The organism is Shewanella sairae, from assembly GCF_023283535.1.
Taxonomy (GTDB): Bacteria; Pseudomonadota; Gammaproteobacteria; order Enterobacterales; family Shewanellaceae; genus Shewanella; species Shewanella sairae.
Genome location: NZ_JAKILT010000007.1, coordinates 103215 through 124728, shown reverse-complemented (window position 1 = coordinate 124728; position 21514 = coordinate 103215). Strand labels below are relative to the sequence as shown.

Sequence of the window (21514 nt, the reverse complement as noted above, 5' to 3'; positions counted from 1 at the left end):
ATAGTTATAATGGCGGCTTGACCCCAAATGAATCTGAACGAAGATTTTGGAATACGTACAAGTCCGTGTCCAGTTTTACTTGACCACTACACTTGTCGTCCCAGTAAACACAAAGTTCTTATTAGGGGATTTAGCATAATCTTTTTCGAGTGAGTCTTTATTGAAGCCTACGATACTTAAGAAAAGTTGTTGCTTTGTTTTTGATAGGCTTTCAAATGCATTCCAATCCATTTGCTCTAAAGAGTCACCTAAATAGTCCCGCAAATCATTAAGTTCAGGCTCTACAGTTAAATAATCTGCACGCAAAAAGTGATATTCAGTATCGTAAAGCTTATGCCAGTTATAACGACTACTCATATAATTCGGTGATTGCGTAGAACTCCCTTCAACATAATCCTTCATTACCAATACGTCAGCTTCTAAAGCATCGATTTTATTTGTAGCATTACGCCAATTATAAAGATTAATGTACTCAGCTGAACCATCATCATATAGATTTACCTCAGCTACATTAACCTTAGAATTATCACTTAACGCACTGATTATTGGTTTAATATTATTTAAAGCATGAGTCGTATTTGAGAATATCTCAACGTTCAGTCGGTTTTTGTTAAGCGAATACTTTTTAACAGCGTCGACTAGTTTTTGAGAGGTATTATTACTGACTAAAGGAAAGCTTGAGATATTAAGCATTTCTCGTATTTCAGTATCATTAACAGAAACTCTTCCCCATGATATGAAGCGTTCCCGCGTAGGGTTTTCATCATAGCTTTCAACAATGTGCATTAACTGATGCAAAGTCGGTAATGATGCATTATCAATGTACAACTCAAGTGTAGGCGCTATAACCGTAACAGTGGTTTTAGTTGTGTACTTTGTATTGTCGTTTGCCGTCCCATTAAACTCAAAGCAGTATTGCTCATCTTCATGTAATTCAGGTGCAATAAAGTTAAAGCTCAAAGAATTTTGGTCTTCCGTTGATAATATCGGTGTTCCGCAAGTTTGGGTCCACTCAAATGATTTTACATTTTGAGGAATCGTGACAGGAGTGACCTTATATCTTTCAGTTTCAACCACATCGACTTTAACTTTCTCAATTATATGTACAGGAGCCTCATTAGAGCTATCACTGTTACAGGCAACTAAAAATAGTGCCATTAAAGTTGGAATTGCTTGTTTCATTTTTTTCCAGTAGCTGAAGTTTTAGACGGATAAGCCCGTAATTTTGGGTATATATTATAACTTTTAGTAATATCTGTCATCTGAGGGATGCAGCACAATTTCCGCCTCTTTAAACAGAGCCGTTTAAACATTCTGCCGAAAGGAATTTAGTGGATAAAAAATGCTTATTAATAATGACTTATAAAAATACTAGCTTATACTTTTAGACTACATGTCTACGCTGTTTTAACAGAAATTAATTCACATCTTGCAATATTTAAAACCATTATATTTTTATCGTTTAAAGCAAAAAAATCCCCCGAGATGGTTAGCCTACGGGGGATAAAGGTTGGGATTTTGGGGGGGAATCTATAACCTAATTAACTTATGCCTTTTGCGTTTTAAGCTCCACTGCTTGCTTATCTGTATCATTAGCCGTTTCGTCTTTCGCTTCAGGCTTAGTTTCGCACTTAGTGAAGACGTATAGCGCCACTACAATTAGCGATACGATAATGGTTTTGCTTAGTTCCATCTGCTCGCCTAATGTCAGTACTGCAACCACATAGCCAACAAGTGGCATAAGATTTAGTGCCATAGTGGCTTTTTCAACACCGATACGCTTGAAAGAGTAAAGTTGGATTAGGTAGCTACCGCCAGAGATCCCCGTACCTAAGAAAATCAGTAGGCCAAGTAATAATGGGCTATCTAAGATAATAAAGATTTGGCTTAAGTCTAGGCCCATTGCCATCACCACAAAGAACCCCATTACCGCTACCGAGATGTATTGGTACAACATAGAAACCACTGAGCCATATTTGTCGGCCAAGCTAGCACGTAAATGCGCCGTCCAAGCAAGTGACAACATAGAGCAAGTCACAAACACATAGCCCATTAATGGTGTGCCGCCTTCGATGCTATTGGTTGGCCCAACACTCATAGCGTAGATACATAGTGCTGACGCTATAAAGGCGCCCCACTGCAGTTTGTTCATACGGAAATGCATAAACAGCATGCCAAAGAACACAGTCGCGAATGGCTGCATACCTTGAATAACACCGTTTTCAGTAGCGCCAATGTGCGATAAAGACAAGAAGTTAAATAACGAAAAGGCACCTTGACCGATAATGCCGCATAGGGCAATTTTAACGATGTCTTTCTTATCGATTTTTAGTGAGCCACCCAAGTCTTTACTTAGGGTTTTACTGCGAGAGGTAAAGAAGAAGATAATTGATAAGCCAATCACTGCCGTCACGTAGCGGAAAAAGACTAATGTCATGGGGTCTACCGCCATAGATAGCGGCTTAGACACGACGCCTGTTACGCCCCAGATCACAGCCACTGCGATTGCAGCAGTCCATCCTAATACAACATCTTTGTTGGTGATATTCATTGTTATTTTACCTTTTATGTCCTGCCTGAGCAGGTTGCAATGGCTCAAGGGGGATCAGGATCTTTGGGTCTGCTACCGACCGCCGAATCTTGTTAGCTAGCATGATGATTTGCGGGCTTAACAAATAGGAGGCTACAGATTTCAGTTAAGTTTTGTTTACTTCGATAGGCATTCTACCCATAGCTAAGTTAAAAAATGTGACCTGCACGACACAGCAGATTTATTTGAGCCAAAGTCGCTAAGATAAAGCGACATATGCTGCAAACCTCTAATAAAAAGCACTTTTCGTGACCAATCTCTATTAAGGTCTCTATTTCTAGAACTGAGAAATACGCTAAAACATAGTAAAAGTAAGTTTAACGGTTACTAAATTAATAAATACACCGAAATAACTGTCAACAAAAGTTAACCAAAGCAAGCTTTGCGTGATCTAAATCACACCAAGTGTGGTCAACAAAATGAAACTTTAATAACAGGCTGCTTCAGGGAGTATTTAATAGAAACGGAGGCAAACAGATTAGGCTAGATTAAATTTTGGGCGGTAAGTCATTAAAGCTATTTACCCTATAGCGGACTAAAACAGACAAAGAAAAGAAAAAAGAGAAAAAGGAAAGCAGATACCAATGCGAGGAAGTCAACTCCCCCGCACTTCACTTAACAACTAATAGCTAATAACTAATAGCGAGATGTGATTAATTACCCCTTAACTACGATGACTAAACAGTTTATTGGCCAACTGTTTCACCGCACTAGAGCAATCGTGTAAAAAGCTCTGCGCTGTTGTGTCAGGCAATGACTCTGCCCCTTGCAGCATCTCAAGTAACTCGATACGTTCATCTGCTGTAAGCCAATCCTGCATATCAGGTAAGCGATTGTCAGCGGCAAGTCTGCGTACAAACTCCTGCTGCTCATAGCCCTCATGCACCGCAAAATACACCAGTGACGTCTCAGGTACACCAGCGTTATCAAGCCAAGTTAGCGCCCAGCTTTGCTTAGCGATATCCAGCGCATCGCCCATGTCACTGTCTCGGTGACGCTCGTTGCCTACATCGCAATGACTCCAACGCTCAGCCATTGCGATGTCGCCAGCTTGAATACGGCTCGCCACATAGGCGCTCTCAACAGAGCTTCGCCCCAACCAATGCAGACCACGCTTACCGAGTTGCGCTAAAAACAGTGTTAAGCGCTGCGCCATCTCGCTTGGTAGCAACCAGACAAAATCTGCAGGCCCTAGTTTACCGCGGTGCATTGGATAAGGGTTCCAACCTTGCAGTTTTGGCATGTTTAACGCCTGCGGGCTCAGGCTATCTAAGCCTTCACTACTTGCAAGATACGCCATGATTTTGTCATACAAAACTTGGGCACGATCGTCGTCAAAACCTTCTTTCAGCGTATTGAGTAAAGCGACCTCAAACATCGGCATGATCGGCAATGCAAGCTGTGGATTGACCGCTCTAATGTGTTGTAAAAAATCCAAAACCTGATCTTCACGGCAATACTCAAGTGCTTGTAATAAGGCCTCGAACTGCTTGAGTTGCTGGCGACCAATCATAGAAGTATCAGCTGGATCTAAGTCGGCATATTGCAGCACCTTGGCAGCATAACGCTGGGCAAAACGAGGATCTGCAGGGCGATAATCGGCAACTTGCTGATCAGCCATTAATGTGAAGGCTTCCAACATAGAGTCTGTTACGCCAAATTGCTGCAATAAATCGAATAACGATGCCTCAGCATCTTGATCATCAATCGCCGCATAAAGCCCATAATCCGCTTGAAATTTCACAATGCGATTAATCACTCGCTGCGGTGCGATGGCTAACCACAGTTGCCAATGCCTTTTGGCTAGCATCGCTATATGACTCGATAGCCCAAACTTGCCAGCACTTTGCAATAATAAGGTGGTTAACATGCAGCGCTGACCACCATCGGCAGTAAGCAAGCTCCAATACGCCGCTTGTTTAGCACTGATTTGAGGCCCTGACTTACCGCCGTCTTTTGCCATGTTCACGCGCACAAGCGCTATCATTTGCGCGTCAATATCTGCTGCTGCACAATGTTCAGCATCAGCCTCTAAACAAAGCCACTGACGCAGCGCCTCGTTAGCCTCTTCTGGTACATCGCAATACCTGAGCACAAAATCAGTGAGCAACTTACTCAAGTGCAGCTCTAACCACTGCTCAATGGCATCGCGCTCCGCAGCGCTAGGCTGATTGTGAAGTCGCAGTGCTAAATAAGCGCTACTGCCAAGGTGCAGTGGCATAAAAGGCAGCGCCTCAATAATCTCTTGGCCGTCACGATAACCCAAATCATCGTTAAGGCGCTCAAGTCGAGATTGGGTAATTAAATCCGTTCTCGGATTCAGGCAGGTAAAGATCTTACGCCCCATTGCGTCATCCCACGCAATAGCAGGCACTTCTGGCTCAGGATCCGATTCTGGATCAACAGCAAGCTCAGGTTTATCTGCAATCAGGTCTTCAATAACTGGAGTGGCTGCTATCTTTGCAGCTTCAAGATCTCTCCAGACCTGATAACTATCCTCTACTTCGTCACGCTGCGATTCAGCTACCGAGAAGTATGCGGACTCATCACGAGCCTCGGTAAGTGTTGCCGCTAAAGCAGTGATTTCATCTTCAACTGTAACGCCACAAATTAATTGCTGCTTAACCTTATCTTGCCATTCCTGCAGTGAAGAATCGGGCTCGTCTTCAAACTCACACTCCACAGGCCAAGCACCCATAGTGCTGTAGTACTCAACCAACACTTGCGCAAGTGAGCAAGGTTCATCTGCCGTTTGCAGAATTGGCATGGCTTGCAGCCGCGCGGTTAACTCAGCTTTAAAGTAGAGATAGTCATCATGATGAGATTGCAGGTGCGATAATAAGTCCGCTTGCACGGCATCACGACCCAGATCTTCAACAGAAGCGTCCTCATAAAAATAACGTCGAACCTCAGCACCATCACACCAGATATAAGCTTTGATCAAATCACGCGTCCAACCATGCTTAGCAACTAAACCACTCAGTAAGCAAAGCGGCGCCGTCATGGTTTGCGTATCCCAGTAAGGCACCAAAAACTGCGTGAGCATCCAGCTATAACGGCTATCGGTTGCGACTAACATATAAAAGCCTTCAACAGCGAAAGCATTGTAATCATCTAACCAAAGATCGTTGGAGTCATTGCGGCTACGAGCAAACTTAACTAACGCTTCAAGCGTGGCAACCACCTCTGGCATTAATTCGGGATAGTTTAGCGCCGCACCGAATAACACAGGCTCAGTAATATAGGCATGTTGCTCATCAAAGCGGCAAGCGCTAATCGCCCGCTCTACCAAAGCACGATTATCGCCGGCATCGTCCAAGGTTAACTCTGTGCCATCCGCCTTAACAAACTGCACATTGAGCAACAGGTTCATGGTTAAGCGCAGCGCAGAACCGTCCTCGATACGCTGACGATACTCAGCTAAAGCACTGCGGATACTTGTGGGAGAATTGGGGCAAACAACGATAGAAACAGACTTATCAAACTGAGCCATACAGCATCCTTGGCGATTGAATTAAATTAACAAAACAAATAGATAAAGCGACCGCAGGTTAGCGCGGTGCAAAAAAGAATGCGAATAAAATTGGCAAAAATGCGCAAGGGGGATAATTCAGACTGGCTCGAGTAGGGTTAAGCTAACGATGCGAAAGAAAGGTGATGATGACACAAACGGCCAAGACGGAAACGGCTATCCGTTCTTGGCCATGCGCTGTTGTACTGGCTAGTCAGTAACGATTAATAAATGGCAACTGCTGGCACTCACTAGCAAAAATAATCCGCGTAAGATTAAACCTCACCAGCGAGTTCTTGGCGAACAATGGCAGCCCCTGCACTCAAAGCTGTTAGTTTTCCTCTTGCCACGTCACGCGATAACGGCGCCATACCACAGTTAGTGCACGGATAAAGCTTATCGGCATCGACAAACTCCAGCGCTTTGCGCAAGGTGCTAGCCACCTCTTCCGCCGTCTCAATGGTGTCACTTGCCACATCAACGGCACCAACCATCACTTTTTTACCACGAATCAGTTCCAGTAGTTCAATCGGTACATGGGAGTTATGGCACTCTAGCGAGATAATATCGATATTTGACTGTTGCAGCTTAGGAAAAACCTGTTCGTATTGACGCCACTCTGTGCCTAAGGTCTTTTTCCAATCGGTATTGGCTTTAATGCCGTAGCCGTAACAAATATGTACCGCGGTTTCGCATTTAAGTCCTTCGATTGCCCTTTCTAAACAGGCTATGCCCCAGTCGTTAACGTCATCAAAAAAAACATTAAATGCAGGCTCATCGAATTGGATGATATCCACCCCAGCTGCTTCTAACTCTTTGGCTTCTTGATTAAGAATTTTTGCAAACTCCCAAGCGAGTTGCTCACGGCTTTGATAATGATCATCATACAGGGTATCAATCATAGTCATGGGACCTGGCAACGCCCATTTTATGGGTTGCTTGGTTTGCTGACGTAAAAACTTAGCATCTTCGACAAACACTGGCTTTTGCCGAGAGATCGGACCAACAATGGTCGGTACGCTGGCGTCATAACGATCACGAATTCTAACGGTTTTACGGTTCTCAAAGTCGACGCCACTTAGGTGCTCAATAAAGGTGGTGACAAAGTGCTGCCGTGTTTGCTCGCCGTCACTGACAATATCAACCCCAGACTGTTGCTGCTCTTGTAACGACACTCGCAGCGCATCGTGTTTACCATCAGTCAAAGCCTCACCCTGTAGTTTCCAAGGTGACCAAAGTGTTTCTGGCTCAGCCAACCAAGAAGGCTTTGGTAAGCTGCCTGCTGTAGAGGTAGGTAGTAATCTTGTCATAATAAGTACTCTCTATATCAGGTTAATTAAAGCGCGCAATTGGCAGACCAATGCTCAAGCACACGCTGATAGGGTTTAATAAAGTGCTCTTCAGCAAATTTGCCCTGTTCAATCGCCAACTGGCTGCGCTCGGCACGGTCATAAACAATTTGCGTAATGGAGTGATCTAAATTCTTCAAGTTTGGTTGATAACATTTACCGGCAACCGCATTGGCATTATAAATCTCAGGTCGATAAACCTTTTGGAAAGTTTCCATGGTACTGATGGTACTTATCAGCTCAAGGTTGCTGTAATCATTAAGCAGATCACCAAAGAAATAGAAAGCCAAAGGTGCAACGCTATTTGGTGGCATAAAGTAGCGCACCTGTAAGCCCATCTTTTTAAAGTATTGTTCTGTCAATGAGGATTCATTTGGCTGATATTCAACGCCTAAAACTGGATGTTGATTTTCAGTGCGATAATAGGTTTTATTATCCGACACACTCAAGCAGATAACCGGCAGCTTTTTAAAGTGTTGTTTATAGGCATTAGAGTTCACGAAATACTTAAATAGTTTGCCGTGTAACTCCCCAAAATTATCAGGAATACTAAATTGTGGCTGATCTTTATTATGATTTAACAGCAGTACACTAAAATCATAATCACGCACATAAGACGAAAAGTTATTGCCGACAATGCCCTCAATGCGCTCATTGGTTTTATTATCGATAATATTGGTTTTCAACACTTCAATCGACGGAAAAGCATTACCGGCTCCTTCGATATCCATATCAACTGAAACGATTTCAAGCTCGACAGAGTAGCGGTCAGCAGCAGGGTTGTCCCAATGTGCTAAGGCGTTAAAACTGTTGTCTATCATCTTCAACGCGTTACGTAAGTTAGCTTGACGGCTCTCACCTCTGGCTAAGTTAGCAAAGTTTGTGGTGATACGCGTACTGTCTGCAGGATGGTAGTTCTCATCGAGACAAATGCTCTTAATGGTAAAAGTAAAATCGTTATTCATCGTGATCGGGTGTCCCTATATCCTGTACTTATTCTCAGTCAGTCGCCTCACTGGCATTGCTGATGTGCGTCTATGATGCCGTTAGCTACAAAATAGAAATTGCTGGTTAACGTCGCCATTTGAGTGTTATTTATACCGAGTTAAGTACAAGATGAATAACGCTTTAAATTCACCTGTAACATGAGGGATATTCATGTTGTATTTCTTTGAAAATTAAAGCAGGAGTCAGTTATATTAGCCGCCCTAAGCCGTGCATAACTTAAATTAACTGCATCACAATTTAATTGATGTCGCGTCATAATCCACTAAATTCGATGAAGGGATAAATTGCATGAGTGAGTTGCTGTTATTAATTTTATATTGCGCGCTACTAGGCAGCGTTGTCGGCTTTTTGGCCGGGCTGCTAGGCATAGGTGGCGGATTAATTATTGTACCTGTACTCAGTGCAATATTGCTTCACTTTGAAGTACTCGCCCCCGAGCAAGTGGTCATCGCCGCGATTGCTACCTCGCTGGCATCGATACTCTTTACTTCAACCTCATCGGCAATTGCGCACCACAAAAATGGCAATGTGCCCTGGAAAACTGCCCCTTGGATCATGGCGGGAGTTGCGCTTGGTGCACTGATTAGCGGTTTTGTGGCAGCACTGCTCCCCGAAAAAACCGTACGCTTGGTGTTTGCGGTAAGCGTCGTGCTTATCGCATTAAAGATGGTTTACAGCAGCACCAAAACTGACACGGAAAACAAACGGCAAATGCCCAACAAAGGTTTACTCACTTTTTTCACCACCATTACCGGCGCTTTATCCGCCATGATAGGCATTGGCGGCGGCGCACTCTTGGTGCCTTTGCTGACCTTTTTCTCCATCGATATGAAAAAAGCCATCGGCTGCGCCTCAGCCTGCGGCATTGTCATTGCACTGTTCGGTTCTATTGGTTACATCACCTCTGGCAGCGCACATTTCTCACTAACAGATGGTTTTGCAGGCTTCGTCTATTTGCCGGCACTGCTCGGCATTGTTTGCACCTCTTGGTTTACCGCGCCTTTAGGTGCCAAAGCCACTGCGAGCTTACCTGTACCATTAATCAAAAAGGTTTTCGCGGGCTTATTGCTAGCTATCGCTGCCAATATGTATTTTGGCTAAGATTTCCGAAAACAATGGCAATCATGACCCTGCACTGTCAGGGTTATTGCCATCGCGCTGTTTATTGGATCAATGGGTAATATCAGCCCAGACAGCGCCCATTTCTCACTAGCACAGGATTTTGCAGCTTCGTCTATTTACCGGCGTTACTCGGTATTTTGTGCACCTCTTGGTTTACCGCACTGTTAGATAGACGCTAAAGCCACTGCTAGCTTACCCATACCGCTGATTAAGAAGATCTTCGCATGCTTATTGTTGGTTATCGCCGTGAATATGTATTTTGGCTAAGATTTCTGAAAACGATGGCAATCATAGCCCTGCACTGCCGGGGTTATTGCCATCGCGCTGTTTATTGGCTTAATAGGCAATATCAGCCCAGACAGCGCACATTTCTCACTAGCACAGTGCTTTGCAGCTTCGTCTATTTACCGGCGTTACTCGGTATTTTGTGCAACTCTTGGTTTACCGCACTGTTAGATAGACGCTAAAGCCACTGCGAGCTTACCCGTGCCGTTAATCAAAAAGGTTTTCGCGGGCTTATTGCTAGCCATCGCTGCCAATATGTATTTTTGCTAAGATTTCCGAAAACAGTGGCAATCATGACCCTGCACTGCCGGGGTTATTGCCATCGCGCTGTTTATTGGCTTAGTCGGTAATATCAGCCCAGGCAGCGCCCATTTCTCACTAGCACAGGGCTTTACAGCTTAATACACTCGCAAAATCGTCAGCTGTTTTGAAGCTTTTTAGCTTATGGCTGCATCAGGTTCGATATTTGCTTATCAATTTCACCCGCTTCTGCCGTGAGTAGCGAGTAGGTTCTGATATCACCTTTTCTCTGTGCAAGCATCGCTTGTTCAAGCTTAGCAAAATACTGCTTTTTAAGTTTCTTAGCGGGATCTCGTTTAAATATTGAAAACACTGGCTATCTCCATTGATTCTCACATTTGCTCTGCAGCTTAGACACTGCTGCAATTGCTGATTGCAGCCAATTTTGTACAGTGGTTTGCTATACGCTGAATGAGTAAGAATGGATTAACTTAACAGCCAAAATCATTAAGCTACGCTCAAAGATGCAGCTTATCTTGCACCAGCCCAAGCACTCCAAGCTGTTACTGGAATAAATTGCACCCCCAATAGATTATGGGTCGCTAAGCTATCGACGATAGATTTGTGCACAACAGTCACAGGGCTGTGACCGACTTTAAATATCAACCTTTGACTGAGTTCGATATTGGAAAGCTCATCTGACAGCAAGAATCTATCAAGGTTTTTTATATTGCCTCTTATGATGGTCACTTTTGACTTTTTCTCATCAATCAACGAAATAAAGTTGATGACTTTCAATAGGTAAAACTGTTCAGATTTCTGGTCAATATTGGCAACGATAAATTGCACATACGGTAAATCAAACGAACGCAGCAGAGCGTACAGTTTTTCACTCAATAAAAACTTGGGTGAGTAATAAACATCGGCTAACTGTTCACTGTCACCTTTAGTCGTTATCCTGTACGCTAAAATCTCATCAACCGACAGCAATTCTCTTTTATTTTGCACGATTTCAGTCAACTCATTAGCGGCATCAAGCAAGCCAAACTGACAGTCTTCAGCCCAAACGTAATATTCTTGGTTAATCATTAATTGCTTTTTTATAGATTGCCACCCATTAATAATCAACAATATAACTGTTATAACGAAGCCTTACTCGAACTATAAATATGAGATGAAGCATTATTTGATGCCAAACAAGAAGTCTAATGATTAACAGGGTAAAACAGATGTGATTTGAGCAGAAAACCTAAAAAAAGAGCGTAGGAAAACAACCGTGATAGAACGATAAAACGAGTAATTAGTTTAGAATTTATTAGCCAACTTGTAGATACTGGCAACTATTCGCGAAGTGCCGTCGTCGCTTATCTAGGTGGTCGCAGTAATGAGTTAACTCCTGCAGTGAACCAACCGGACCAAGAAAAAGTTTGCCGAACTCAGTGGTAATTTTAAGCCAGTTATCACTTGGAATATTCAGCCTATCCAATATCTTTTCTGCGCTAGGAGAAACGGCTCCTCGCTTATCATCACGTATGATTTTGCCAGTTTCATCTACAAGCATTAAATAATCTTGTAGTGAAAAATTAATTCCTTTTGGTTGATATTTTTTCTCGTTGCCAATGAAGGGCAGCAATTTAGCAGGCTGCTTACCTTTTAGAGCCGCATGAACTCTTAATTTTAAGCTAGTGTAGTCCGATTTCTCTGGTGTTTTCGCCATCTTGGCACGAATAGGATTGAGCTCTACATAAGCCATACAAGCAAGCACTGCTGCTTCATCGAGCAATGCTTGGCTCTTGAATCGCCCCTCCCAGAAATGGCCTGTGCAGTTGTCTTCATAATTAGCTTGTCTAGCTATAGGCTCATTTAAACAACGCATAAACCAGCTGATATCACAGAGGCGTGAGCGATATGTCGCTATCTGGTGCTTGAGTGTAGCAACCATACACGCCTCTACCACATCACCTTTAGCAAACTTCTGACTTAAGTCAGTACCATTAAACAGTTTGTGCCACTGTTCAACTACCTCTCTATCTGACCAACGATTAACGGTTTCTAAATCGATATAAAGCACTACATGCAAGTGATTACTCATCACAGCATAGGCCGCAACATCGATGGCAAATATCTCTGTTAACTTGAGTATCTGAGCCTCAACCCAACCACGACGATGGTCGTAATTCTTGCCTGTGTATTTATCATCACCACACAAGAATGCTCGACGCACTACCCGGCTACAGCAATGATAATAAGGCGTGTCTTCAAGACTAATTAGCGTACTTCTAGCGCGGGGCATAACCACCTCCTACTTCAGCAATAACTAAAGCTTAGTAAGAGGTATACAAACATGCCATTTATCGTGGGTGTCTATGATTCCCAGTCTCTATGATTCCCAGTCGTCCTCATACCAGCCTCTGATGTTCTGCACTAAAGGCAAGTTTTCATCAAATACAACAGCTAACTTAGGGAGTAAATCATCTCTGACAAAACTCTCATGGTCGGTATCAATAAAGCTGACAAAGCGATTAATTAACGGCAGCTTAGTAACATCCCCTGTGGATGCCAGGGCATAGACAACATGGCATAAAGAGCCCGTACAATAATCCCCTTCCCACAAATTGTTTTTTAATCTAGTGGTGTCCAGATAATCACAATAGTTGGCGACCATTTCCTGCATAAGTTCAGCATGTTGCTGTACTGCTTGTTGGTAGAATGGTGTGGGTTCCACCTTATTGCCTGCGCTGTCGACTAGAGCGAATGAGAACAGATCGCCATAGCTTGCTGAACCGACATCTTTACAGAGCGCTAGCATTTGCTGCATCGCCTGTGGAATGTCATCAGTTTTAATCGGATGACAACCTGCCAACTGTTCAGCCAATATTGCCTCAGGCAAGTAACTGCGCTTTATATCTGGATGACTATTTGCAGGTTTGCTTGCTGCAGTAAATAGCTCAGCATGACCGTTAATATCGAGTAATAGACTTTGATCTTCAAAGGTCAGCAGCAGCTTATCTTCCTGCCAGCGCATCTCTTTCAGCTCTTCATAAAGATCTGCTAACTCCTCGAAATATTGCTCAGCATCCTCTTCTGGGCCTTCCTGCAATATATCAATGTCGACACTACGCTGTTGCAACTGCTCAAAGCTGTATGTACGCAGCGGTAGTTTACGAATAACCTCGCACAGCTCGATATCAAACAGTTCTAGCTGCAGTTGAATCGCTTGTTCGCCATTGTGTTCAGCACTTTGCGCTATGACAGGGGCCGCCTCCCAACTCAGCATGACACCAAGGTTGGCGGTCAAATTCAATGCTGGCATGCACAAGTCATTGTTAGCGTTACCTACTCCAGGTAGGGGAAGCAAAGACTCTTGCTGCGCCAGCAAATCCAATCGATAAAATTCATGCGCCGTGGCGTTCTCCCAGTTTGAATTGGTATTACATGCATACAACCACAGCTGCCCTGCTATTGGTTCTGTTGGGCGATAAACATCGAGGGTATAGCAGTCTATCTGAGGCTCAAACTCTTCATCATCGTCAGTGTCTAGTTCGCTATCTTCATCCTCTTCATCCTCTTCGTCATCTTCATCGTTGAGCTCAAATGGTATTCTGAAGTCACTGAGGATAGACAGGTTATTGCAATCTAAGCGAACCAAGGTCGGAATGCCGTAGTCATTTTCATTGTTCATGGCCACCATAATGGCAAAACCACCACGAGAAAGAACAGCACCAATGCTTACTTTACCCGTCAGCTGTTGAGTGTGGGTCAAGCTTTGGCTAGGAATATGAAAGCGGCTGAACTTGCCGTCCCAGTCCCCCAGCAGCAGATGCTCGCCTTGAACCTCTTGCAAAATAAGATGACTATGCTGAGTTTGCAAATACCAGATAACCGTCTCGCTGCCATCTTGGTGACGCTCAATAATCCTCAGTCCCGGGCTTGGAGAACTTACAGCCTGTTCTATGTAATAACGCATACTTTTCCTTGTAGGATTTCTTACTAGAATTTCGTTTTTCTCAAGACAATCAGCCTGAACCTGAATCAGCAACAGCCGTTCGCCAACATAAACAAGGTTTATTCAGAGCATAATATTGCGCATCAGGGTAAGTACTACTCTGATAGATATCAATGGCTTTGCAAAAATTAAAAGTTCGTAAAATACAAAAGGCGCTAATCTCAGGCAAACTGTGACCCTATGTCAGCAGTTTTGATAAGCCTCCATTAATGCTCAATCAATCTGTTATTTGCTGGAGATTTTGGCAGTTCGGCGAAGTTAGTGAGCTTGAGCTTAGTAAACTTTAACGTGGTGAACTTTATCGTGGTGAGCTTAGCTTGGCGAATTGTTGAGATTGGATATTTGCTTATCGATTTCATCCGCCTCGGCGGTGAGTTCAGAGTACGTTTTGATATCACCATTTCGCTGCGCAAACATCGCTTGCTCAAGCTTGGCAAAATATAGCTTTTTAAGTTTCTTGGCAGGATCTCGTTTAAATATTGAAAACATTAGTTACCCCATTAACTCTGGTGTTTAGTCTATTGCTCAGACAGGCAATTGCTTTAACACTTACCGGACGATGTGATTTGTCCATAGCTATACGTCGAAGAGGTAAGAAAGGATTAACTTAGCAGTTAAAATAGACATTTAGATGACGGCATTTACCACATAGCTAAAACAAGCGGCGCGAGAGCTTATAAATAAGCAAACTCCGCTTGTTTGTGAGGCTAGCTCGGCTTCATTGAGTCACTATCTTCCTCTACTCGCATTTTTACTTTGATATGCCTTGTGATGAATAAGCCACGCAATCTTCAGGCACGGCGATAAATGTCTCTAACGTGCGCCAGTCATTGCTATTTTTATCAAAGTACAGTCTGTGAGAAGACACAGAGTGATAAGTGCCTGAGGTGATTTGATTACCCATGGTAACGCGGTTGCCCGGCGCTATTGAAACTGTCCAGATATTATCACCGTCGATCATTTCAAGCTTAGTGTCAGAGATAACCCCCGGCGCTTTAAAGAAGTCTTTAGGGTATGACTCACAATAATACTTTAAGCGTTGGCCGTAGGAGCTATAAATGGTTCGCATATTACAATGCTGATAATAGTCTTTAACTGAAAGCTGTTTACCTTCAGATACTTGCATTAACAGTTCTGTAATGCGTCGCTGGTAAACATCTTTACAAGCTGGAGTATTATCACTGCAATCTTTATTGCGCTGTTTAAGCCAAGTTCTTTGCGAATGTTTTAGCTGCAATTTGTCATTATCAGTAAGCTGGGCTCGATACAGTTTGTAAGCAGCCATTAACTCGGTGTCTAGCTTACTCAGCTCATCATCAGCACAGATCTGCTTTTCAATGTTAGCCTTGGCTTTAGTGCAATCGAAACTGGCTGCATACCCGAAACTTGAATACCCGAGCAGACATGCCAGTAGAGTGATTAGCTTGAGGTTCATCACTTGTTTAACCCTATATTTATCATCCTATTATCTAATATGGGGTTGTCTCATAATCTCAGTTGATAAGCAATCAACTCAACAAGGCCTATGAGAGTCGGTTTTTGAATAGTTTACTCTGACCCAACTTTTACTGACCCAACTTTTAAATGTCGCAAATAGTGAACCAGAAATTTTAACGTATTTAGACGGTGTTGCTTTGTCGTGTGATTGATTATCAAACAGAGGAAAGGCTTCAAGCTCTTTTGAAAGTTTTTTCAACATTGCAGCTGTGGAAATGTTGAATGATTTAGTTTCCGAAGCTCTAACTCCAACGGAGGCGAACAAGGCTTTAATTCCAGCATTCATACTTTCTGTTTTAGTTAATTGAACAGAGGGAGATTCCCCCTCAACCTCTTCATACATAGAAGATATAAATTCTACATCTAAATACAAAATATCTTTAAAGTTCAAAGCTCAACCTCCAAGCCTGTTAACGCCTCATTAAAAATGAAAAGTTGTTGCCCTAAATTAACGATAAAAGAACGGCCAACTACTTTTTCCCTTATGAACTACTTACTAGGATCTTTTTACATACATTTTTAGATGCATCCTCGCTGAAGACTCGCTATCTAAGCCGCGTAGCTCCGTTACTCTAGTGCTACCATCGGGAAGGTAAACATGAAGCGTATCTTCAAAAACTGTGTAAGAAGCAGTTATGGTTTCACCATGGTGTTCTATGCTAATTTCTTCACTCATAATGGCATCCTTGTTAGATAACGAATTTGACTCAAAATAATTATAAATCATTGTTTTAAATAGTAACACCTAATATTTCTGACATAATAATACAGCGAATGTGCTTTTATAATACAGAAATAGATGATGTTCTCGGCGTAATACTGTACTCACAGAAAGCACCACTCCCCATCGAAGTTGCCGAGGTCATTGAAGACAAATCGCGTGAGCGAGTCATGGATGACGAGATAGCCTTAGGTGAGCCATGGACGGCGAATATGAGGCGGTAGCGATTTTAGAAAATGACTGAGGATCTACAACTTCGTCGGGGCGTCATGGTGGATGCAAGGAGGATAAGGACGAGCAGTCCTCCTTGCCCGGGTGTGGGATGGAATCCCACGACGTTTATCAGGCGCAGCCTGATAGGTGGCACAGCCACGACCTTTATCAAACACAGTTGGATTGTTCTACACCAACAAAGCTCAGCAGCAGAGCTACACGCAAAAAATGGGCACAAAAAAGCCCACATAACCGTGGGCTTCCAAAGTGATACTCTGCACTCAACAAACACGCCAAGCTCAACCAGCTCAGCTCGATATGAGCCTAAATATCGAATCTCTCATAATGGTACCAAGCCGTAACTTGCCCAAACAGCGGGATAGTCCACACCGCGGTTTTATGATCTTGATGCACACGGATAAAATACAACTCTTCATCCTTAATATCGCGTTTACGTAAATCGCGATAAAAACGCACTGCCGAGTCATTTAACTTATCCGGCTTTATCAAATCTTTTTGCTCAACCTTAACCTGGAAAATATCCACGTTTAAGTCATCAATCATGCCGGAATACTGCTTAAACTTACCGCGCAACTTGTACTTAATCGGCGTGGTTAAACAGTCTTGGTCGGTTATACAGGTAGAGGAGTAAAACTCGCCGGTGTCGTCTGAATCGTAAATCAGCGACATATTAATATCGGCGCGAATAAGTAGCTCATCCTTAACCGGAAAATACACATCCGCTTGGTAGTTATGCTCGAGGAATGCGCCGCTGGTGTCGGTACTTTCTGGCAGCATTACCCGGTTATAACGAATGCGCTGCTCCATCGCGGTTGATAACTCAACAAACTCTTTTAAGTTAAGATCTGCTGGATCTGAGTCGACAGAAGTTAAGTTTATCAATCCCTTACCTGCACACTGCGCTTCATCTTCACCTGGACACAGTGCCATCGAATAATTTGCACCGTCGGTCGCCGCAAACGCATAAAAGTCTTCGTAGCAGGTTAAAAAGTTAGTGTCTGGCTGCAGGTGTTTTTCCCACATAAACGGATGCAAGTGCGGCGCATCGTCTTTGTATAACAGCTTACCACTGCCTTTTAAGCTGCCCACTTGCAGCTCAAAATTATCTTGCACCGTCCAGCTGGCTAAATTCTGTTTAATCTTGTGGTAGTCACTGAAATACCACGCCATAACGAGCAATAGCAAAGCAACCACAATGCCTGATATTTTAACCAGTAGAGACACATCGAAAAATGCTGCCTTCATTGACTCAGCGTCATTTACCGCTAGCATTTTTACATGTGACTGAGTCGAAATATGCAGCTGATAACCGCGACGGGCGATGGTTTTAAGTTGTACTTCTCGGTAAGGATCGAGCTTTTTACGCAGGGTACTAATACATTGCGTTAATGAGGTGACGGCCACCACGCGATCGGGCCAGCCAGCACTGAGCAGTTCTTCTTTTGAACAAACAGGCTTAGAGGATAGTAACAGGCGATGTAATACGGCTGACTCAGAGAAAGTCAAAATCACTTTCTTACCGCTCATATGGTCAACAAGCTGGTTAGCCTCTGTATCCAACTCCAAATAAGGAGTAATTTTCAACACAATTAACCTCTTCTATTTATTCTACTTATCGATGTATTGGGTATTAAACCTCGCGGATTCTACAGCTAAGTACTTAAGTAGAATGTGATTATTGGCGCAAAACAGTCCAAGCATGCACATCATTTTCCGCTAATGTTCACAGTTTTATAAATGAGTGATATTACCTCTTTAGTAATAATGTTTTTTTCGGCGTAATATCACTTTCATCAGCATTAACTAAACCAGCCTAAAGCGGCTTATGCTTAAATATTCGGTGAGAAATCGCTGTCAGCGTGCCGATCCACGCAAACAATAATGCGTACATACTTGCTAAGCCCCAGTCTGAGCTTGCGAGCATAGTTAGACTGCCGCTGGCGCTATTGCCATCGATAGCCACTAGGTTAATTGCACGGTAAAGGTCGGTTGGGCTCATCGCGATAAGCGCATTGATAACGTACTGATTGGCGAACGAGAAATCTGATACCAAAATAGTCAGTAAAATAAGATCGTAAATCAGCACAAACAAAAACCAAACCAGCAGTAATCCACCTATCGCCTTGGCTTTTTCAGTGCTTTTTAAACTGACAATATAGCTGATCAAAATAAAGGTCAGGGCTAGCAAGTTACTGCTTACCAAGAACTGCACGAATGCGCTAATCAGATCCGCTTTATGATAATGCTCGCCAAGTAGCAAAAGCAGCACTGCGGTGATGCCAAAAGCGACCCCTGTAGCAAGCAGCATAACGGTCATATGCCCAAGCAGTTTGCCAAATAAGATCTGCATGCGAGTTAACGGATAAGACAATAACAGTAACAAGGTGCCAGACTCGTCTTCGCCAACAAAAGCGTCATAGCTGAGTAGAATCGCGGCTAACGGGATAATAAACACTGAGATAGTAGATAGACTGCTCATTAAGGCGTCGATTTCAGGCAAATATAAACTGCCAGTCACCGCGCTACCCGCAAAACTCACACTCAACGAAAGCAATAAAAACATGCTTCCCATAAAGGCTAACCAGCGGTTACGTGAACTGTCGCAAATCTCTTTATAAGCGATAATCAAAATTGGCGAGGTAAGTTTGTTTATATACATTTTAAGATTGCTCAGCTGGGGAGCGTAGAGATTGCCCCATTAAATCGTGGTAAATGTCTTCGAGTCTTGGCTGTTTAATTTCAAAGTCGAATATTTGGCATTGGGTAACCAGATGTTTAATGATGTCAGCCTTATGCATGGCGCTAAACTGCAATAAGCCTTGATCATAAAACTGCTGCAAATAAGCGTTGGTTTTAACCCGCTCGCTCAACTCGCTAAAGCCAATGGTGATCTTTAACGCGCTGGCTTTACTCAGCTCGCTGCAGCTGCCTAATGCTCGGCGCTGCCCTTTTGCCATGATAAGCGCAATATCTAAATGCGCTTCAACCAGTGACAATTCATGAGTTGAAATCACCACCGCACAACCAGACTGTTTTAGCTGATTAATTTTGCCATAAAGAAATTGTGACGCTTGAGGGTCAAGTCCGACGGTTGGCTCGTCAAGCAGCAGGATTTTAGGCTCAGACAAAATGGCCTGTGCCACGCCTAAACGCTGCTTCATGCCTTTTGAATAGGTTTTCAATTGACGATGCTGCGCATAACCTAAACCAAACTCTTCAATTAGCGACTCGATACGCGCTTGGTTAACGCCTTTTAGGGCGCCAAAGTAGCTTAATACTTCCCGCCCACTGAGCTTGTCGTAAAAGCTCACATCTTCAGGCAAGTAACCGATGTCGACGCAATTTTGTTGGTGATTGGTGTAAGCGCTCTGCCCCATCACTTCGGCCTTACCGACGGTAGGTGAAATCAGCCCTAGAATCACTTTAATTAAGCTCGATTTACCGGCGCCGTTGTGGCCTAGTAGTGCCATGGTTTGTCCGGCGTTGACCTCAAAGCTGACGTTATTGAGTGCGGTAAAATCGTTATATTGTAGGCTAACATCGGTTAGCTTAATTGACGGGGGAACCATCACGCTTCCTGTATTATTGTGTTCAAAAGGCAAATTAACTGCGGTGTACTGACCCATGTTTACAGCTCCCTGTCAGTGGTTAACAGCGGAAAACTATCGATGATGCCGGTAGCCGGACCAAATTCAAACTGACCTTGCACCCAGCGCAGCAGTGCTACCACCGGGCTGTTCATTAAGAATCGCGCCTCTGGGTAAAGCCAAAACAATTTGTCCAGATTGTCGTTTGGACGATAAGCTTTATCGGCAATGCCATCATGGTTGGTGTCCCAGCCCATATAACCACTCCAGTAATTGCCACGCCCATCATGACTCCACTCTAATAAGGCGTCGCCAACGTACTTGACTTGGGTCTTGTTATTCACAAACTGGTTGCCGTAAACCTTATTCTTCTCACCGCCCATCGCCATATAGATGCCAATATCGCTGGTTGAAAATAAGTTATAGGTAATTTCATTGTCGCGGGCGCCGTAGATAAAAATACCTTTCCCTTCGTTGCCAAGCTCTGGTGTGCCTTGTGGGTTATGCCCTAGACTCATACGATTGTTGCTGACGATACAGTGGTTACTGATATTAAGCAGTACGCCAAAATCTAGGGTATTTGCAGCCTGATTTTGATGCAGATTAACAAACTCTGAGCTCATGATGGCGTAGCCACCATCGACATTATTCACCTGATTACCGTAGGCTTCATCATGTTTGGTGTACATGTAATGAATGCCGTATTGCGCCGAGTGAAAGCGGTTATCAAACACTAAGCTATTAGTGCTGGTTTCTAGGTAAACGCCGTCTCTCACATCTGAAATTTGGTTGTCGTGGATGACTGAAACATCAACCCCTTTAAGGTAAACGCCATCGCCCCTGTCGAGCTTATAAAGCCTGCCATTACCGGTAATGACGTTATTGGCAACGGTAATATGGCTGGTGTTTTCGGCGTAGATACCAAAACCATCACCTTGCAGCTTGCTTGATTCAATACGCACTCGCTGTGCTTGCTCTTTAATTAAGATGCCAGCATTGAGCTCGTATAAGTCGCCGCCCCAATTCTGGATTTTTAAACTGGTTAAACTCACATCTGAGCTAAACACACTGATAGCGCTGCCAGTGCCCTTGGCATCAATAACGGCGCCCGGTTCACCAATAAGCTGAATAGGCTGATGGATTTCAAAATGGCCTAAGTAATTGCCCGCTTGCAAGGAGACAGTATCGCCGGCGCTAACGGTTTTTAATTGCTGGGTCAGCGAGTCACTGTCGTGTACAGAGTAGTTAGCAGCAAAGCTTGCCGGACAAAGCAGTAATCCTATCCCTGCGCTAACACAAAGCTGCTTAGCGGTGCGATAAAACAAACGAAAATTGACGCCAGATGTGACTGTATTCATAGGTAA

The 21514-nt window shown here is 43.6% G+C and carries 19 protein-coding genes; 2 read left to right on the top strand and 17 right to left on the bottom strand.

Annotated elements, in window-relative coordinates:
• Positions 1-75: 75 nt before the first annotated feature.
• The 5 genes from L2748_RS04685 to L2748_RS04665 all read right to left on the bottom strand — a co-directional run bounded on the left by L2748_RS04685 (position 76) and on the right by L2748_RS04665 (position 8415).
• Positions 76-1182: a PKD domain-containing protein gene (locus L2748_RS04685; RefSeq protein WP_220783617.1), complete on the bottom strand. Its 1107-nt coding sequence runs from the start codon at positions 1180-1182 to the stop codon at positions 76-78.
• 364 nt (positions 1183-1546) lie between these two features.
• The gene (locus tag L2748_RS04680) at positions 1547-2551 is read right to left on the bottom strand and encodes a DMT family transporter (protein ID WP_220780539.1); all 1005 of its coding nucleotides are present in this window, start codon (positions 2549-2551) and stop codon (positions 1547-1549) included.
• A 703-nt stretch (positions 2552-3254) separates the two neighbouring features.
• Positions 3255-6083, bottom strand: a complete 2829-nt coding sequence (locus L2748_RS04675; protein WP_220780538.1) for a hypothetical protein — start codon at positions 6081-6083, stop codon at positions 3255-3257.
• A gap of 293 nt (positions 6084-6376) precedes the next feature.
• Entirely contained in the window at positions 6377-7411 is a 1035-nt protein-coding gene (locus L2748_RS04670) for a methionine synthase (protein WP_220780537.1), read from the bottom strand.
• A 26-nt stretch (positions 7412-7437) separates the two neighbouring features.
• A complete protein-coding gene (locus tag L2748_RS04665; RefSeq protein WP_220780536.1) occupies positions 7438-8415 on the bottom strand; it encodes a DUF1852 domain-containing protein in 978 nt (325 codons plus the stop codon).
• 331 nt (positions 8416-8746) lie between these two features.
• Between L2748_RS04665 and L2748_RS04660 the strand changes: the two genes are divergently transcribed.
• Entirely contained in the window at positions 8747-9559 is an 813-nt protein-coding gene (locus tag L2748_RS04660; RefSeq protein WP_220780535.1) for a sulfite exporter TauE/SafE family protein, read from the top strand.
• A gap of 748 nt (positions 9560-10307) precedes the next feature.
• Here L2748_RS04660 and L2748_RS04645 read toward each other — a convergent pair.
• From L2748_RS04645 to L2748_RS04610, 8 genes are all read right to left on the bottom strand, one after another.
• Positions 10308-10478 (bottom strand): DUF6435 family protein, encoded by a 171-nt coding sequence (locus L2748_RS04645; protein WP_220780534.1) that lies wholly within the window; start codon positions 10476-10478, stop codon positions 10308-10310.
• Positions 10479-10636: 158 nt separating this feature from the next.
• Positions 10637-11194: an imm11 family protein gene (locus tag L2748_RS04640; RefSeq protein ID WP_220780533.1), complete on the bottom strand. Its 558-nt coding sequence runs from the start codon at positions 11192-11194 to the stop codon at positions 10637-10639.
• 226 nt (positions 11195-11420) lie between these two features.
• A complete protein-coding gene (locus L2748_RS04635; protein WP_220780532.1) occupies positions 11421-12398 on the bottom strand; it encodes a transposase in 978 nt (325 codons plus the stop codon).
• Between the two features lie 87 nt (positions 12399-12485).
• Positions 12486-14072, bottom strand: coding sequence for a hypothetical protein (locus L2748_RS04630; protein WP_220780531.1), 1587 nt, complete (start codon positions 14070-14072; stop codon positions 12486-12488).
• A 351-nt stretch (positions 14073-14423) separates the two neighbouring features.
• Entirely contained in the window at positions 14424-14600 is a 177-nt protein-coding gene (locus tag L2748_RS04625) for a DUF6435 family protein (RefSeq protein WP_220780530.1), read from the bottom strand.
• 262 nt (positions 14601-14862) lie between these two features.
• Entirely contained in the window at positions 14863-15546 is a 684-nt protein-coding gene (locus L2748_RS04620) for a lysozyme inhibitor LprI family protein (protein WP_246616121.1), read from the bottom strand.
• Between the two features lie 78 nt (positions 15547-15624).
• Positions 15625-15999: a hypothetical protein gene (locus L2748_RS04615; protein ID WP_220780528.1), complete on the bottom strand. Its 375-nt coding sequence runs from the start codon at positions 15997-15999 to the stop codon at positions 15625-15627.
• 105 nt (positions 16000-16104) lie between these two features.
• Complete coding sequence (locus L2748_RS04610) at positions 16105-16284, bottom strand: hypothetical protein (RefSeq protein WP_220780527.1); 180 nt, start codon at positions 16282-16284, stop codon at positions 16105-16107.
• A 98-nt stretch (positions 16285-16382) separates the two neighbouring features.
• Here L2748_RS04610 and L2748_RS04605 point away from each other — a divergent pair, with 98 nt between their 5' ends.
• Positions 16383-16553, top strand: coding sequence for a hypothetical protein (locus tag L2748_RS04605; protein WP_220780526.1), 171 nt, complete (start codon positions 16383-16385; stop codon positions 16551-16553).
• Positions 16554-16866: 313 nt separating this feature from the next.
• Here the strand turns inward: L2748_RS04605 and L2748_RS04600 are convergent, their stop codons facing one another.
• From L2748_RS04600 to nosD, 4 genes are all read right to left on the bottom strand, one after another.
• Positions 16867-18150, bottom strand: coding sequence for a winged helix-turn-helix domain-containing protein (locus L2748_RS04600; RefSeq protein ID WP_220780525.1), 1284 nt, complete (start codon positions 18148-18150; stop codon positions 16867-16869).
• A gap of 226 nt (positions 18151-18376) precedes the next feature.
• The gene (locus L2748_RS04595) at positions 18377-19222 is read right to left on the bottom strand and encodes an ABC transporter permease (protein WP_220780524.1); all 846 of its coding nucleotides are present in this window, start codon (positions 19220-19222) and stop codon (positions 18377-18379) included.
• Between the two features lies 1 nt (position 19223).
• Positions 19224-20132, bottom strand: a complete 909-nt coding sequence (locus L2748_RS04590; protein ID WP_220780541.1) for an ABC transporter ATP-binding protein — start codon at positions 20130-20132, stop codon at positions 19224-19226.
• A 59-nt stretch (positions 20133-20191) separates the two neighbouring features.
• Positions 20192-21508: a nitrous oxide reductase family maturation protein NosD gene (gene nosD / locus L2748_RS04585; protein WP_220780523.1), complete on the bottom strand. Its 1317-nt coding sequence runs from the start codon at positions 21506-21508 to the stop codon at positions 20192-20194.
• Positions 21509-21514 lie beyond the last annotated feature (6 nt).